At 44.0% G+C, this 16,869-nt stretch carries 10 protein-coding genes; 1 reads left to right on the top strand and 9 read right to left on the bottom strand.

The window, feature by feature from the left end:
• Window positions 1–11: 11 nt before the first annotated feature.
• The 9 genes from I2I13_RS05825 to I2I13_RS05785 form a co-directional block, all read right to left on the bottom strand.
• A complete protein-coding gene (locus I2I13_RS05825) occupies window positions 12–2,048 on the bottom strand; it encodes a thiamine pyrophosphate-dependent enzyme (RefSeq protein ID WP_195649069.1) in 2,037 nt (678 codons plus the stop codon).
• A 37-nt stretch (window positions 2,049–2,085) separates the two neighbouring features.
• Window positions 2,086–3,450, bottom strand: coding sequence for a dihydrolipoamide acetyltransferase family protein (locus I2I13_RS05820; RefSeq protein WP_195649068.1), 1,365 nt, complete (start codon window positions 3,448–3,450; stop codon window positions 2,086–2,088).
• Window positions 3,451–3,558: 108 nt separating this feature from the next.
• Window positions 3,559–4,281 (bottom strand): lipoate--protein ligase family protein, encoded by a 723-nt coding sequence (locus I2I13_RS05815; protein WP_195649067.1) that lies wholly within the window; start codon window positions 4,279–4,281, stop codon window positions 3,559–3,561.
• Window positions 4,282–4,300: 19 nt separating this feature from the next.
• Window positions 4,301–5,644 (bottom strand): dihydrolipoyl dehydrogenase, encoded by a 1,344-nt coding sequence (gene lpdA, locus I2I13_RS05810; RefSeq protein WP_195649066.1) that lies wholly within the window; start codon window positions 5,642–5,644, stop codon window positions 4,301–4,303.
• 75 nt (window positions 5,645–5,719) lie between these two features.
• Entirely contained in the window at window positions 5,720–6,613 is an 894-nt protein-coding gene (locus tag I2I13_RS05805) for a glycoside hydrolase family 25 protein (RefSeq protein ID WP_195649065.1), read from the bottom strand.
• Between the two features lie 169 nt (window positions 6,614–6,782).
• Complete coding sequence (locus tag I2I13_RS05800) at window positions 6,783–8,429, bottom strand: diphosphate--fructose-6-phosphate 1-phosphotransferase (protein ID WP_074556442.1); 1,647 nt, start codon at window positions 8,427–8,429, stop codon at window positions 6,783–6,785.
• 206 nt (window positions 8,430–8,635) lie between these two features.
• Window positions 8,636–10,015 carry an efflux transporter outer membrane subunit gene (locus I2I13_RS05795; RefSeq protein WP_074556441.1) on the bottom strand — a complete coding sequence of 460 codons (1,380 nt, stop codon included), beginning with the start codon at window positions 10,013–10,015 and terminating at the stop codon, window positions 8,636–8,638.
• A complete protein-coding gene (locus tag I2I13_RS05790; RefSeq protein WP_195649064.1) occupies window positions 10,015–13,119 on the bottom strand; it encodes an efflux RND transporter permease subunit in 3,105 nt (1,034 codons plus the stop codon). Before I2I13_RS05790 ends, I2I13_RS05795 begins: the two co-directional genes overlap by 1 nt.
• Before the next feature lie 3 nt (window positions 13,120–13,122).
• Window positions 13,123–14,379 (bottom strand): efflux RND transporter periplasmic adaptor subunit, encoded by a 1,257-nt coding sequence (locus I2I13_RS05785; RefSeq protein WP_074556439.1) that lies wholly within the window; start codon window positions 14,377–14,379, stop codon window positions 13,123–13,125.
• A gap of 272 nt (window positions 14,380–14,651) precedes the next feature.
• Here I2I13_RS05785 and I2I13_RS05780 point away from each other — a divergent pair, with 272 nt between their 5' ends.
• Entirely contained in the window at window positions 14,652–16,868 is a 2,217-nt protein-coding gene (locus tag I2I13_RS05780; protein ID WP_148366183.1) for a patatin-like phospholipase family protein, read from the top strand.
• Window position 16,869: the final 1 nt, after the last annotated feature.

Raw genomic sequence — 16,869 nt, 5'->3', positions numbered from 1 at the left:
ATCCACACTATTTAATATTCCAATAATTTCCGGGCAGCCTCGTATATCTTGGCCTCATCCGGCAGAATTTCCTTTTCCAGAATCGGATTAAAACCGACAGGAGTAAAAGTAGACCCCACACGCTGCACCGGTCCATCAAGATAACGGAACATTTCCCCACTAATCATAGCAGCAAGTTCCGCACCAAAACCGGAGAAAACTTTATCTTCATGAACGACCAATGCCTTGCTCGTTTTCTTGACCGATTCGAATATCGCCTCTTTATCCAACGGAATCAAGGAGCGAATATCAATGACTTCCACTTTCCAGCCACCTTCTTTTTCCAATCGTTCTGCTGCGTGCAGGCAAAAATGGGTGGTATTGCCATAGGTAATAATGCTCAAATCTGTTCCCTCACGACGAACACGTGCTTTCCCGAAAGGTACTTCAAAATCTTCCGGCACTACTGCTGCCGCTTCTACCGAATTATACAATGCTTTCGGTTCGAGGAACAGCGTAAAGCCTTTGGATCGCATACTGGTACGAAGTAATCCGGCAGCATCATCCGCAAAAGATGGGCAGACAATACGTGCCCCCGGTAAAGTGGTCAAAGCTCCCTCCAGGTTTTGAGAATGATACAAGCCTCCACCGATATAACCACCGGAAGCCAGACGCAGAGTTATATTCGGAGCAAATTTCCCATTGCTACGCCAGTACTCATGTGTACACTCCACGTATTGCTCTATGGCAGGCCAGAAATAATCGGCAAACTCCGCTCCCTCAATCACCACATGAATTTTAGGATCAAAACGACTCATTCCATTGGCAGTGCCTACAATATAATCTTCCGCAATCGGTGCACTGAATACACGGGCCTCGCCGAATTCTTGCTGCATACCTTTGGTTACATTAAACACGCCTCCTTTTTCCCTGTTTGCCACATCCTGCCCCCAAATAAAGGTATCGGGATTATGGCGGAATTCAGCTTTCAATGTTTCATTAATGGCATTGACCAGAAAAGTCTTCTCCCCTTCCGCCTCATGTGTACCGTCTTTATATTTCTGTGGCTGATAAGGCTCGGGCATTACAAAATCATAAATGCTTTTAGGATCGGGATCGGGAGCAGCCAAAGCCTTCCGGTTGGCAGCAGACAATTCTTTCTTTGCATCAGCTTCTATTTGTTGCAGTTCTTCCTCGGTCAGACGTTTATAACGCAGCAGCATCCGGCGGAACTTCATCAAGGGATCAGCATCTTTCACATATTCCAATTCATTCTCATCCCGATACAAGGTGTGTTTATCTGAATTGGAATGCGAACCGATCCGGACACAATTCGCTTGCACAATAACCGGATTACGGGTGCTGATAGCATATTCCCGTGCCTCGGTCATAGCATTCATCGAATCGAATACATCCTTTCCGTTGCAATAGATAATCTTCAAGTTCTTGAAGCCCGAGAAGTTCTCGGCCACTTTACGGTTGGCAGTCTGTTCCGATTTGGGTACAGAAATACCATACCCATTATCTTGTATTACAAAAATCACCGGAAGACGTTCGAGACTGGCACCATTGATAGCTTCGTAAACGAATCCTTCGGAAGTAGCCGACTCTCCGTGAGAAGTGATAGCCACGCCTTTATGTCCATAATATACCATTGCTCTGGCCACACCTGCTGCGTGAAGGTCGTGTGTGCCAGTAGCAGAGGAGATGTTTTCAATGTGCCATTCCGGTTTCGCGAAATGGTTCGACATATGACGTCCTCCGCTACCCGGGTCCGTCGCTTTGGAAATACCGTTCAAAATCACTTCTTCAGCGGTCATTCCGGCAGAAAGCACGGTTAACATATCCCGGTAGTATGGGAACAGGAAATCTTCACCGAGGGTGAATACCTGACCAACGGCAAGTTGAATACCATCATGTCCTGCATAGGGAGCATGATAAGACCACCCCAATGATTGCAACAGGTAAGACGGTGCCTTTTCGTCCAAGGCACGCCCCAATGTCATCAGATGATACCACTTTTTCAGGGTTTCTACATCTGTAGTCTTTATATCATATTTCTTTTTCATGAGTAATGAAGTTCTTAATGAATGAAACAATCAGTTATCAGCCTTTCCAATTTTCGAGATAGTCGGCTATAAAATGCAGGAAGTTACCTCCCAACATTCCGTCTACTACCCGATGATCGTAAGACAAAGACAAGTACATTTTATGCCGGATTGCAATCGTATCACCCTCCGGAGTTTCTACAACAGCAGGTTTCTTCTCAATATACCCTACTCCCAAGATAGCTACTTGCGGCTGATTAATGATTGGCGTACCGAACAGGCTCTTGAATGTACCAAAATTGGTTATCGTAAATGTGCCCCCATCAATATCTTCCGGCATTAATTTGTTATCCCTTGCTTTCAAGGCCAGAGAATCGATAGCAACAGCCAACCCGTTCAGATTCAGATGATCGGCATCATGTACCACAGGAACAATCAGGTTTCCATCATTCAAAGAGACGGCAATACCGACATTAATATGCTTTTTGAAAAGAATATTATATCCATCTACCGATACATTCACCTGTGGATAGGCAGCCAATGCTTTTGCCACGGCTTCTGTTATCACAGGCATATAAGTCAGTTTCACTCCTTCGCGACGAAAGAAAGCATCTTTATTCTTTTCACGCCAACGTACCAATTTGGTAACGTCTACTTCTACTACATTGGTCACGTGAGGAGATACTTTCTTAGACATAACCATGTGGTCGGCAATAATCCGGCGGACACGATCCATCTCTTTGACTTCGACTCCAGGCATTGCTACAGGAGCAGACGATTTAGATAAAGTGGCAGCCGGCTGGGCAGCAGCGGCAGATGTAGCCGGAGCAACCTTCGGACTTGCCTGTTCAGAAGAAACAGCAACTGATGGTTTGCTTGCGGCCGGAGCAGCAGATGCCGGCTTCGGTTCAACGCTACCTCCTCTTTTCTTCTTTTCAATATAATCTTTTATATCTTTCTTACTCAATCGCCCTTCATAACCGGTTCCTTGTATAGCATCCAGCTCTTCTTTCGGAATCTTAGCTTCCCGCGCCAACTGAATCACAACAGGAGAGTACCAACGTTCTTCCTCTGCAACAACAGGTTTCGATGCAGTATTCGCTGATTCGTTCTTAGCAGTTTCCGCTGACGATGGTGATGTTTCAGAAACATTTACCGGCTCCGTTCCAAAAGATTCTTCGCCATCCAAATCAATTATAGCGACTACGGTTCCTACAGCAACAGTATCACCTTCCTTATATAAAATCTCCACCACTTTTCCCGCTACGGGAGAAGGGATCTCCGCACTTACTTTAGCAGTATTCACTTCAAAAAGCACATCGTCTTCCTGAATCATGTCACCCACCTTTACAGACCAAGAGACGATGGTCCCTTCGGTTATACTCTCGCCCAACTTAGGCATTTTTATTTCGAATTTCGACATAGACAGTTAATTTATTATTAAACCTTGATATATTACAACAACGGGCTGAAATAGAAAGTTTTAAGTTAAGTAAATTTTAACCGGATACTGACAAAGCCAGTCCGGACATCAACGACTATATATCCACTCTTTCTGAATATATTTCTCTTTCCGGAGCTGATTGACAGCCTCTATTTCCTTCCCGTTAAAAGCACTGACAGATTGGAACTTACTGAAATACTGAAAAGCCTTCTCTTTAAAATCAGTTACAGTTCCCTCCGGCAAATGACTCCGAATATTAGTTACCTCACTCCGAACGGAAGGAACGGCATATACTGACGATAAAGTTTCATCATCAACCATCGGTTCCGGATTCAAAGCTTTATGCAATGCTGCCAGATCCGTATCATACAATAAAGTGCAATGATACAACACCCGATTCTTATGTACGCATTGCGCACTCCCTGATATTTTCAATCCATTCAAATAAATCCCCAATCGTTCATCTCCTTTTACCATCAGGCCTATAGAATTCAGGAAATCCAATGTCCGCTGCAAGTAAGTAACAAATTCCGGCAGACGGGGAACCGTTTCTATAAAAGTCAGATTGACATTACCCAAATCATGATACACCGCTCCCCCACCCGAAAAACGACGGGCAATATGTACTCGTTCCTGTTCCGCCCATTTCTTATCGACTTCCGACCGCAACCGCTGATGCTTACCTATTACCACAGAAGGAGTATCCTGCCAAAGCATGAAAATATCTTCATTTACCTGCTTCAACAGATATTCTTCTGCTGCCAAGTGAAAGTAAATATCAGTAAACGGACTATAGATACATCGAATCATAGATCAAGCGGAATAAGAGTTAAAACATAATTTCGTGATAAATCTCTCCGACCGTAGGATGCGGAAACACAGTCTTCTGGAATTCCTCCACCGTGTACCCTCTCTGAATAGCAATACCTGCTATCACAATAAGTTCTGATGCCGGATTTCCCAACATGTGACAACCGATAATCCTCCCGTCTTCATCCTGGATCAGCTTACAGAGTCCGTTTCCCTGTTCATTCTCCGCAACGAACCGTCCGGAATAAGCCATCGGTAATTTTGAAACACGGTAAGGAACTCCTGATTTTACCAGTTCTTCTTCCGTCTTTCCCACTCCCGCCACTTCAGGGTTGGTATAAACGACTCCCGGAACACAATCGTAATTCATCCGGTCTTCCACTCCTAAAATATGATTGATAGCGACTTCCGCTTCACGGATAGCGGTATGCGCCAATAAAGAATAGCCTGTAATATCACCACACGCATATACACGAGGATGCGAAGTCAACAGATGTTCGTCTACTTTCACTCCATTCCGATGCAGTTCTATATTCAGCTTGTCCAGTCCTACCTTGGATAGATTTGCCTTACGTCCTACACTAAGCAAGATCTTCTCCGCTTCAATAGTAGACGTCTTGCCTTCTTTTTCTATCACAACTCCATGAGGATTTACTTCCACCACTTTCGTATTCAAATAGAAAGTGACTCCACGTTTGGCATATTCGGCACGAAGCATACCGCTGGTTTCCTTATCCATCGCTCCCAGAGTCTCCGGCATCATTTCTACCACATGCACTTTCACACCCATACTGTTGAAAAAAGAAGCAAACTCCATCCCAATCACCCCGCCGCCAATAATGACCAGCGTCTTTGGAAGTTCCTTTATTTCCAATGCCTCCTTGGAAGTCCAATAACTGATTTCTGACAGTCCCGGTATAGGAGGAATCACTGTATCAGAGCCGGTACATACCAGCAAATATTTCACGGAATAGGTTTCTCCATCACAAATGATTTGTATTTTCCCATCTTTTTCTCCTTCTATCAGAGCTTCCTTTTCTACAATAGTCACTCCGTAAGAACTCACAGTCATCTTCACACCGCCCGTCAACATTTTTACTGTTTTATCTTTACGGCTCATAATCTTGGATAAATCGAACGAAGGAGATTCGGCAGAAACGCCATATTTGGAAGCATTCTTGATGCTATCCAGTATTTTAGCAGAATATAACAAAGTTTTAGTAGGAATACACCCCTCATTGAGACATACTCCACCCATTGCCTTTTTCTCAAAAAGAACGGCCTTTAATCCGTTGGCCCCTGCCCGTTCGGCAGCTGTGTACCCGGCCGGACCACCACCAATAATAGCTATATCAAAGTTCATAATCGTATCTTTTAAGTAATAATACGATTATAACAAATATGAGAAGAGATAAGTTGTAGGGAAAAGAAATACCCGTTACTTAATTGTCAGCTTTTTAAGTTCCTCTAACGAGCCATTGAATACATTCAAATCTACGTCTTCTTTAATACCGGGAACACTTCCCACATCCGTATGTTGCCAAAAGTGCCATTTTCCCTGATACCTTACAGAGTCCACATAATAATGGGCAATCCAATAAGGGTATGCATTGAAGATAGAGTCGTCCAGATAACGGGTTTTAAATTTATAAGAGGTATAAAGAATAGGCTTCACCCCATAATGAGATTCCACCCGGTCCAGCCAGCGTTTGATGCCTTGCTGTAATTCCTTTTTCTCTTTTCGTCCGGTCACTTCCACATCGAGAACCGGAGGCAGGTCGCCGGAATCCAGTTTTACCGTGCGAATAAAGAAGTCCGCCTGTTTCAAAGCATCCGTGCTCGGAATATAAAAATGATAAGCGCCACGGATAAATCCATGATTACGGGCATTGGCAAAGTTTGCCTCAAATGTAGTATCGTTATGATCTCCTCCTTCTGTTGCCTTCATAAAGACAAAATGCAAAGGAGTAGCCGTCTCTTTATTCTGCAACAGCTTCTTCCAATCAATCTTTCCCTGATAGTGAGAAATGTCAATACCATGAATATCATATCCGTCAGGGATGCAGACACCGTATTCCTTTAAGCCATGGCAAGGTTTCCATCGATAAGCATAAGGACGGATAAAGAAATAATAGAAAGCTGCGGAGAAACAACCGACAATCATCACTGCCAGCATATTACGGAGCCAGGTAGGCATCACAGTTCGATGCTTCACCTGTTCCTTTTTTGAGGTACGGGAAGTTTTGGAAGAAGAGGCCGTTCCCTTTCTTTTAGTGGTGGAAACAGTTCTTTTCTTCTGTACGGCAGACATCGGGTTGTTGCGTTGCGGCATTTACTTTAAACGATCAATATTTTTAGAGATAGGCACGGATTACACGGAATACACGGTTTATTAAGAAATAACTAAAAAACCGTGTTAATCCGCGTAATCCGTGCCTGAAAGAACCCTTCATTGCAGCTATTATTGCAACTATTACATTAACAACTGCTCTGAAGTGTATTTATTTAGCTTGTTCCAGTTGCAAAGTCTTAGTTGCCTGGTCGCAAACTTCTGTAGGACCGAAGTATTGGATCGGACCCGGATATACATAATCCGTTTCGATAGCCCAACGTTCGCGTTGTGAAGCAAATGCTTTGAAAGGAGCACCATCCAGTTTTACCAATGCTTTCTGGATAACCGGCTTCATTTCACCGTGACGACGTTCCATGTTCATCATCATGGTAATAGGCACACCACCAGCAATCCATTCAGCAGCAGGAGCTGTTGTGTTACGTACAGAAGACATATAACCAGTCTTACCGTTAGCAATCAACATAGAAGCCGTGTAACCCAAAGAGTAGCAATAGTCAGCGTCAAAGTTTGACGGAGCAGCACAACGTCCTTCATAACCGAAGAAGTGGTGTTGAGCAGCAAATTTACCAACATACTTGCCTTCTTCTTTCCATGCAGCCAACTTAGTAGCTACCATTTCAGACAACAGTTTTTCAGTTTCGATCAATGATACCTGAACGTTTCCGTGCGGGTCACGATCCAAAGTCAATTGACGGGCAACACCTTCCGGCAGACTAGCATAAATAGCAGAGTTTTCCGGAGAAAGTTTGCGGATGATATAATCACGTTGGTGAGATTTCTTAATCTGACCGAATTCTTCAGCATTAGCAGCCAGGAAGTCATTCAATTCAGCAATCAGACGTTTCATGGCAGGAATGAACTCTACCAATCCTTCCGGAATCAATACTGTACCGAAGTTGTGTCCTTGTGCTGCACGGTCTGCTACCACTTTAGCGATGTAAGTCACTACATCATCCAAAGACATATCTTTTGCTTCCACTTCTTCTGAAACGATACATACGTTAGGCTGTACCTGCAAAGCACATTCCAGTGCAATGTGAGAAGCCGAACGACCCATCAATTTGATGAAGTGCCAGTATTTACGTGCAGAGTTACAGTCACGTTGGATGTTACCGATTACTTCAGCATAAGTCTTACAAGCTGTATCGAAACCGAAAGAAGTTTCAATCATATCGTTCTTCAAGTCACCGTCGATTGTTTTCGGGCAACCGATTACCTGTACACCATACTTCTTAGCAGCATAGTATTCAGCCAATACGCAAGCATTTGTGTTAGAGTCGTCACCACCAATGATAACCAGTGCCTTGATACCCAATTCTTTGATGATTTCATAACCCTTTTCGAACTGGCTTTCAGCTTCCAGCTTCGTACGTCCGGAACCGATAATATCGAAACCACCCGTATTACGGTATTCGTCGATGATATCAGCAGTCAGTTCCATATAGTTGTGATCTACCAGACCACCAGGACCCAAAATAAAACCATATAATTTGTTTTCCGGATTCAATTTCTTGATACCGTCGAACAAACCGGAGATTACATTGTGTCCGCCCGGAGCCTGACCACCGGAAAGAATTACACCTACGTTCATAGCAGGAAGAGCAACAGCTTCACCGGCTTCGAATGTAATCAACGGCATTCCATACGTGTTCGGGAATAATGCTTTGATAGCTTCCTGATCGGCTACAGATTGAGTAGCAGCACCTGCTACAGCCTTAACAGCTCCTGATGCCAATGCTTTCGGAAGTTTGGGCTGGTAAGCAGCCCTTGCGATTTGCAATGCACTTTTAGTCATTTTCTTTAATTTTTTATTTAAAGGTGTTAGTAAGTTTCTTGTCAAACTTGAAAAGCGTTGCAAATTTCGCACTTTTTTCCGAATTATGAAAATTCTTCTTCTGTTGTTTTTAAGACAAAAGGAAGAAGAAAGAAAAATTAAGGCTATCTCCCGACGTGGGAGATAGCCTTTACGTTTTCTTCAGCGAGCTAATTTATAATATAATTCTAGGGATTCTGCTCCCAGCCTCCGCCAAGAGCCTTATAAAGTTGAACCACCGCAATCAACTCGTCACGAATGGCATTACTCAATCCGATTTGGGCATCAAAGTATCCACGTTGGGCATCCAATACGTCCAGATAGTTGATGACCCCATTGATGTACTGCAATTGTGCCAGGTCCATGTAGCTCTTGGCCGAACGTTCCAGATTGGCACGAAGTTCGTATACTTCCTTGATCTTGTTGAAGTTGACAATCGCGTTACGTGTTTCTTTGAAAGCTTCCAGTACGGATTTCTCATAACTATGTACTTCAGCCTCATAAGCGGCCTTCTTCGCTTTCAATGCCGCACGGTTCTTTCCCCAACCAAATATAGGAGTCAATAAAGCTCCTTCCATAATTGCGTAGGGAGATTTCAGGAGTTCCGACAAAGAAGTACTTTCACTACCGAAACCGCCTGTCAAGGCAAGACGCGGGAACATATTCGTATAGGCCACTCCCACTTTTGCATTGGCAGCAATCAGTTTCTGCTCTGCCTGACGAATATCGGGACGGCGTTCCAACAAAGTAGACGGTAATCCTACGGGAAGTGTTTCCGGAGAATTAAATTCCTGAAGCAAACGGGAACGGGCTATCTTATTAGGATATTCACCCGCAAGATAAGCAATATCGTTTTCTTTCAGAGAGATTTTACGTTCCAAGTCAGGAACCAGAGTGGCCGTACGTGCCAACTCCACTTGTGCCTGTCGATAGGAAGTCTCGGAGGTCAATCCACCGGCAAACCGGATACGTGCCAGACGTACCCCTTCTTCACGGGCTTTCAACGTCTGTTTGACAATATCAAGCTCTGTATCCAAAGCTACCAGTTCATAGTAAGCCTGCGCCACTTCAGCCACAATCGTCATCTGCAATGCACGTTGCGCCTCAATAGATTGCAGATACTCGGCAATGCTAGCCGAACGTGCCCAACGTAGATTTCCCCACAGATCGAGTTCCCATGAAACAAGAAATTGTGCTTCAAAGGTATCTGATCTCTTGAAAGCGTCTCCTCCATGATTCTCAAGTTCACGTTCCCCTGTCACTTTTCCTTTAATGTCCGGAAGCAATGCCGCCGTAGAAATTCGTTTCTGTGCAGCCATTTCTTTCACACGGGCAGCAGCAATCAGCATATCTTTATTATGATCCAATGCACGCTCTATCAGACTTCTCAATGTAGCATCCGTATAAATATCCCTCCAGTCCTGAGCACCGAAGCTGACCGAATCCTGTGATCTTTCCAAGCTGTCGGGTAAATGAAGATCAGGACGGACATAGCTTTTCCCTACCTTGCAGGAAGTCAGTACTCCGGCAAGTAACAGAATAGCAATATATAGTTTCTTTCGTTTCATTATTTCTTATGTTTTAAGATTTTCGACTTTGTTTTATACACCATCACAAAGAAGAACGGCACAAGAATGATACCAAATACGATGGCAAATATCATTCCGAAAAATACACCTGTACCGATTGCCTGCCGGCTTGCCGAACCCGGACCACTTGCCAGTACCATCGGAAGCATACCGAGCACAAAGGCAAGAGAGGTCATCAGAATCGGACGGAAACGCAATTTGGCTGCGTATATGGCCGACTGCACCAAGTCTTCACCTTTATCTACCTGCACCTTTGCGAACTCTACAATCAAAATTGCATTCTTAGCGGCAAGTCCGACCAACATAACCAAGCCAATCTGGAAATAAACATCGTTTTCCAATCCGCAAACCCAGACTCCCAAATAGGCTCCCAAAGCAGCCACAGGTAAAGAAAGCAATACGGCAATAGGCACTGTCCAACTTTCGTATTGTGCGGCAAGGAAAAGGAAAACGAACAAGAATACCAGTGCCATCACCATACCTGTCTGACCTCCCGCCTGCTTCTCCTGATAGGAAAGACCGCTCCATTCCAGACCGATATTATCGGGGAGATGATCTTTGGCAATCTGTTCCATGATCTCCATCGCCTGTCCGGAACTATATCCTTGCGCAGCTGCTCCACGAATAACGGCCGTAGTAAACATATTGAAACGTTTGATACTTCCCGGTCCTGTGGTATATGATGCATTTCCCAGAGAAGTCAACGGTACCATCGCTCCATTGGAGGCTTTTACGAAAAATAAATTAATATTGTCTTTATGTTCCCGGTAAGGAGCTTCCGCCTGAATATAAACCTTATATATACGGTTGAACATATTAAAGTCGTTCACATACACCGAACCGGTATAAGCCTTCATGGTAGAAAACACATCAGCCAAAGGCACACCCAGCATCTTCACTTTATCTCGATCCACATCAAAATAGAGTTGTGGGATTTCCGATTGCAAAGAAGATGACAAGCCGGCCAGCTCTTTACGTTTGGATGCATAGTACATTAATGTATCTGCTGCGTCTACCAAATTATCAAAGGTGGCTTCTCCGCGAGCTTCCAGCTGCATCTCAAAACCTCCCGAACTACCCAGTCCCGGAATCACCGGAGGGGTGGACAGATAGACTTTACATTCCGGATATTCCTGAAGATGTTTTTCCACCGTATGCATGATTTTCTCAATAGTAGTACTCTTCCGTTCTTCCCAAGGTTTCAGGATCACCGTCAGTTCAGCACGTCCCTGGTTACTTCCGACACGCGGACTACTTCCCGTTACATTCTGTATATACTCAATGTACGGGTTCTTTTCCAGATAAGCAATGGCACGCTCTGTCACGATACGGGTACGTTCCAGAGTAGCTCCTTCCGGTAGTTCCAATTCAATCTTGAAATATCCCTGATCTTCTACAGGTAAGAAACTGGTCGGAATAATACGATGAATCAACATGATAGCAATCAACACCATACCAAAAGCACTCAAAACTCGACGAGGATGCTTGATTGTACGAGTTACGGCAGCTACATACTTATTACTACCGATACCCAGCCATTCATTAATCTTCCGGAAAACGATATTCTTTTTCTTCCCGCTATCCGGTTTCAGAATCAGCGAACACATCACTGGACTCAATGTCAGAGCCACTACCGTAGAAATAAGTACGGACACTACAATTGTCACCGTAAACTGGCGATACAACTGTCCTGTAATCCCACTTAAAAAGCTAACCGGGACGAACACAGCCGCCAATACCAGTGAAGTGGCAATCAAAGCACTGGAAAGTCCGTTCATCGCTTTTTTCGTAGCTTCATAAGGGCTTAGGTGCTCCGTTTCCATGATATGTTCTACACCTTCCACCACCACAATCGCATCATCCACCACAATACCGATGGCAAGGATCAATCCGAGCAATGTCAGGATATTCAGTGAGAAACCGAAAATCAGCATGAATCCGAAAGTACCGATCAATGAAATAGGTACCGCCACTACCGGAATCAACGTTGCACGCCAGCTCTGCAAGGATAGATAAACCACCAGAACCACCAAAACCAACGCTTCAAACAACGTCTTATATACTTCATGAATAGATTCGGAAATATAGGTCGTCATATCGAACGGAATCTCATAGCTCAATCCCTCCGGGAAGTTCTTGCTAATCTCATCCATCGCCTCTTTTACTCTCTCGGCCACTTCCATCGCATTGGCACCCGGTAACATATAAATACCAAGCACGGCAGCATTCTCACCGTTAATACCACTCTCTGTATTGTAGGAAGAAGCTTCCAGCGATACACGTGCCACATCTTTCAATCGAATGATAGAACCATTCGCATTAGCACGCACTACGATATCTTCAAATTGTCCTACAGTGGAAAGACGTCCCTGTGTCGTGATAGGAATCGTGATATCCAATCCCTGTACAGGCTGTTGTCCCAGCACCCCCGCTGCCGATTCACGATTCTGATCTTTCAATGCATTCTGCAAATCCTGTACGGTCAGTCCGAAGTTTGCCAGCTTATCCGGCTGCGCCCATATCTGCATGGCATAATAACGGCTACCGATATTGGATACACGCCCCACTCCGGGAATACGGCGAATCACATCGAGCACATTGATAGTAGCAAAGTTACTCAAGTAAATCTCATCGAACTTTGGGTCAGTAGAAGTCAGACAAAGCGTCATCAACTGACTGGGAGCCTGTTTCTCTACCGAAATACCATTCTGAATCACTTCCGCCGGCAAACGGGATTCTGCCAGTTTCACACGGTTCTGAATCTCAACAGCTGCCAAATCCGGATCAGCAGATACATCAAAAGTAACTGTTGCCGAAAAGCCTCCGGAGTTAGAACTATTTGATTCCATATAAAGCATCCCCGGAGTACCATTGATTTCCTGCTCAATCGGAGTAGCCACTGCCTGTGATACAGTAAGTGCACTCGCACCCGGATAGGAAGCACTGATCTTCACTACCGGAGGGGTAATCTGCGGGTATTGATCCACCGGAAGCATCGTCAGACCGATAATACCGACAATCACAATCACGATGGAGATTACAGCCGAAAAGACCGGCCTATCTATAAAAAAAGTAACTTTCATCGTTTATTCTCCTTTCGCATTATCCTTCATTCCGGTAACATTTTCTTTCGCCCCGACCACTTCATTTTTTGTCGCAGTTATACTATCCTGGGCCTCTGCATCCGATTGGCTCACCCGTACTTTCATACCTGGAGTCAACTTATGGAATCCTTCCACAACAACCATTTCTCCTTCTGCCAATCCTCTTTCTACCACCACATTATTCCCGACTTCCGGTCCTAATTCAATAAAACGTTTCTCTACAGCATTATCCTTACGCATGGTATAAATATATGCTCCACCCTTTTCGATGGTAACGGCTTTCATCGGAACAACGAGTGCTCCTTCACGAACATCCAGCAACAATTTCACCTTTGTAAACTGCCCCGGCAATAATACCTGTTTCGGATTAGGCATTTCTGCACGTACGGAGAAAGTACCGGTTTGAGGGTCCACCTGCGGTTCGGCAAAATCCACGTATCCTTTGAATGGATAAACCGTGTTATCCGCCAATGTAATGGTAATATTGGGCTGCCAGGAACGGGTAGAGTCCTGTTGTCCCAAATTAATATTTCTTTCTTTACTCTTCAGATAATCGAGTGCTGTCATACTAAAATCAACCAACACCGTATCACTCTTCACAATAGTAGCAAGCAACGATTTTCCCCCGGGTCCTACTAACGTACCCAAATCCACATTTCTTTCACTAATGTGCCCCGACAAAGGCGAACGGACAATGGTATAGCCCAACTCCAGTTCAGCCTGTGCCAGATCCGCCTCACTCATGGCTACCGTTGCCTCGGCACTTTCATAAGCAGCTTCCGCATTATCCAAATCCAACTGGCTTGCAGCATTCTGCTCAAACAACGGACGGATACGTTTTAAATCACGCTCCGCCTTCAAAGCCTGCGCTTCGTCTTTTTTCAACTGCGCCCTGGCCTTATCAGCTTTGGCACGATACTGGTCCTGATTAATGACAAACAAAACCTGATTCTTATTGACATATGTCCCCTCGGCAAAAAGCATATTTTCCAGATAGCCTTCCACCCGGGCACGGACTTCGACGAACTGCTGGGCGCGAATACGCCCTACATATTCCCCGTATATCTCTACATCATCTTTCACTACCGGTTCCACAATGACTGTCGGCATTTCCGGTGCAGCCTTCTGAGGTCGGGTCAGTATCCAATATACACCCAACACAACTACCGCACAGATTATAGCAGCAATGGTTCTCTTTCTCCTCAGTTTCAACTCATGTTTCGAAAAGAATAATCTCATATCGAATCTTATTATTTAATTTAACTTATGTTTGTTCTTTACTCCTATATGCAATTCACATACCAAAAATGCGTCGCAGACATTATTAACTTACAATCAAAGCATTACAAATTCTTCTTCTTTTTGCAAAAGTGTGGAAATCCGCTGTATTGTGTAGAAATTATCCACATTTCCGACTTTTGGAACATTTTTTTTAATTCCCATTTCAACAACTAAACAAATTATGCTCTACATTTGTATTATATTAAACATCAACACTAGACCATGTCCTAATGAAAAAACAAATCTTTTCAACATTAGTTTTATCAATTGGCTTATTATTGCCTTTTTCTTTGCATTCTCAGGAGCAAAGAAAAAAAGTAGGTGTCGTACTGAGCGGCGGGGGTGCCAAAGGAATGGCACACATCAAAGCACTGCAAGTGATCGAAGAAGCCGGCATTCCTATCGACTATATAGCCGGTACCAGTATGGGAGCTATCGTAGGTGGTCTTTATGCCATCGGCTATACTCCGGAACAATTGGACAGTATGGTACGGAAGCAAGATTGGACGTTCCTGTTGAGTGACCGTATCAAAAGAAGCGCCATGTCATTAACAGATCGTGAGCGATCTGAAAAATATACAGTCTCTATCCCTTTCACCAAAACTCCCAAAGATGCCGCTACCGGAGGAATCATGAAAGGAGAGAATCTGGCCAATCTGTTTTCAGACCTTACCGTGGGATATCATGATTCTATCAATTTTAATAAACTTCCCATTCCTTTTGCCTGTGTGGCTGCCAATGTTGTCAACGGAGAGCAAATCGTATTCCATGACGGAATACTTTCTACTGCCATGCGCGCCAGTATGGCCATCCCCGGTGTATTTACTCCGGTACGGCAAGACAGCATGGTGTTAGTGGACGGTGGTATTGTAAACAACTATCCGGCGGATGTAGTGAAAGCAATGGGGGCTGATATTATTATCGGAGTAGACGTGCAAAACGCTCTCAAAAAGGCCGACAAGCTCAATAGCGTCCCCGACATTCTGGGACAGATTGTAGACATTACCTGTCAGTCTAATCATGAAAAGAATGTAGACCTCACAGATACTTATATCCGTGTCAATGTAGAGGGATATTCATCCGCCAGTTTTACTCCGACTGCTATTGATAGCTTGATGCGAAGAGGTGAAGAAGCGGCAAGAGACCAATGGGATTCGTTGCTTGCCTTAAAAAAGAAAATAGGAATAGCCGAGGATTATACTCCCAAACAACACGGCCCTTATTCTTCCCTATCCAATGCACGTACTGTTTATGTGACCGACATTTCATTTTCGGGTGTAGAAGTGGATGACAAAAAATGGCTGATGAAGAAATGCAATTTGAAAGAAAACAGTAATATCTCCACTCTACAAATAGAACAGGCCTTGTATCAGTTACGCGGTAGCCAATCCTACTCAAGTGCCAGTTATACATTGAAAGAGACACCTGAAGGCTATCATCTCAACTTCCTGTTGCAAGAAAAATATGAAAGAAGAATCAATTTGGGCATCCGTTTCGACTCGGAAGAGATCGCATCGTTGTTGGTCAATGCAACGGCAGACCTCAAAACTCATATTCCTTCCCGGTTGGCTCTTACCGGTCGGTTGGGTAAACGATATGCCGCCCGCATAGACTACACGTTGGAACCCATGCAACAACGTAATTTCAACTTCTCGTATATGTTCCAATACAACGATATCAATATTTACGAAGAAGGTGACCGTGCCTATAATACAACTTACAAATATCATCTGGCCGAATTCGGTTTCTCTGATGTATGGTACAAGAATTTCCGTTTCGGACTCGGTCTTCGTTTTGAATATTACAAATACAAGGATTTCCTGTTTAAGAAACCTGAAATCTCCGACCTGAAAGTAGAATCGGAACATTTTCTAAGTTATTTTGCCCAAGTACAATATAATACCTATGATAAAGGACGTTTCCCTTCTAAAGGAAGTGACTTCAGAGCTGCCTATTCGCTCTATACGGATAATATGGCACAATACAACGAACATGCTCCATTTTCAGCACTGAATGCTTCGTGGGCAAGTGTCATTCCAGTGACCCGCCGCTTCTCTGTCATTCCTTCCATTTATGGACGTATCCTGATCGGAAGGGATTTTCCTTATCCATTACAAAATGCTATTGGCGGTGATGTCCCCGGTTTCTATATTCCACAGCAATTACCTTTTGCCGGGGTTACCAATCTGGAATTAATGGATAACACCATTATGATCGCCTCTATTAAATTCAGACAACGGATGGGAGCCATTCATTATCTCACATTGACAGGTAACTACGGGCTAACGGATAGTAATTTCTTCGATATATTGAAAGGGAAGCAATTGTTCGGTGTTAGCGCAGGTTATGGTATGGATAGCATCTTCGGACCATTGGAAATATCATTAGGATATTCTAATCAGACAGATAAAGGAAGTTGCTTTGTGAATTTAGGATATTATTTCTAAT

The organism is Bacteroides sp. D55t1_190419_B8 (assembly GCF_015558905.1).
Lineage (GTDB): Bacteria > Bacteroidota > Bacteroidia > Bacteroidales > Bacteroidaceae > Bacteroides > Bacteroides vicugnae.
Note: the sequence above shows the minus strand (reverse complement) of the source record. Positions and strands in the feature narration are given on the sequence as shown.

Bases quoted from the DNA above. Each gene is read 5' to 3' on its own strand.
- I2I13_RS05825 (WP_195649069.1), bottom strand. From the start codon at position 2,048: ATGAAAAAGAAATATGATATAAAGACTACAGATGTAGAAACCCTGAAA.
- I2I13_RS05820 (WP_195649068.1), bottom strand. From the start codon at position 3,450: ATGTCGAAATTCGAAATAAAAATGCCTAAGTTGGGCGAGAGTATAACC.
- I2I13_RS05815 (WP_195649067.1), bottom strand. From the start codon at position 4,281: ATGATTCGATGTATCTATAGTCCGTTTACTGATATTTACTTTCACTTG.
- lpdA (WP_195649066.1), bottom strand. From the start codon at position 5,644: ATGAACTTTGATATAGCTATTATTGGTGGTGGTCCGGCCGGGTACACA.
- I2I13_RS05805 (WP_195649065.1), bottom strand. From the start codon at position 6,613: ATGCCGCAACGCAACAACCCGATGTCTGCCGTACAGAAGAAAAGAACT.
- I2I13_RS05800 (WP_074556442.1), bottom strand. From the start codon at position 8,429: ATGACTAAAAGTGCATTGCAAATCGCAAGGGCTGCTTACCAGCCCAAA.
- I2I13_RS05795 (WP_074556441.1), bottom strand. From the start codon at position 10,015: ATGAAACGAAAGAAACTATATATTGCTATTCTGTTACTTGCCGGAGTA.
- I2I13_RS05790 (WP_195649064.1), bottom strand. From the start codon at position 13,119: ATGAAAGTTACTTTTTTTATAGATAGGCCGGTCTTTTCGGCTGTAATC.
- I2I13_RS05785 (WP_074556439.1), bottom strand. From the start codon at position 14,379: ATGAGATTATTCTTTTCGAAACATGAGTTGAAACTGAGGAGAAAGAGA.
- I2I13_RS05780 (WP_148366183.1), top strand. From the start codon at position 14,652: ATGAAAAAACAAATCTTTTCAACATTAGTTTTATCAATTGGCTTATTA.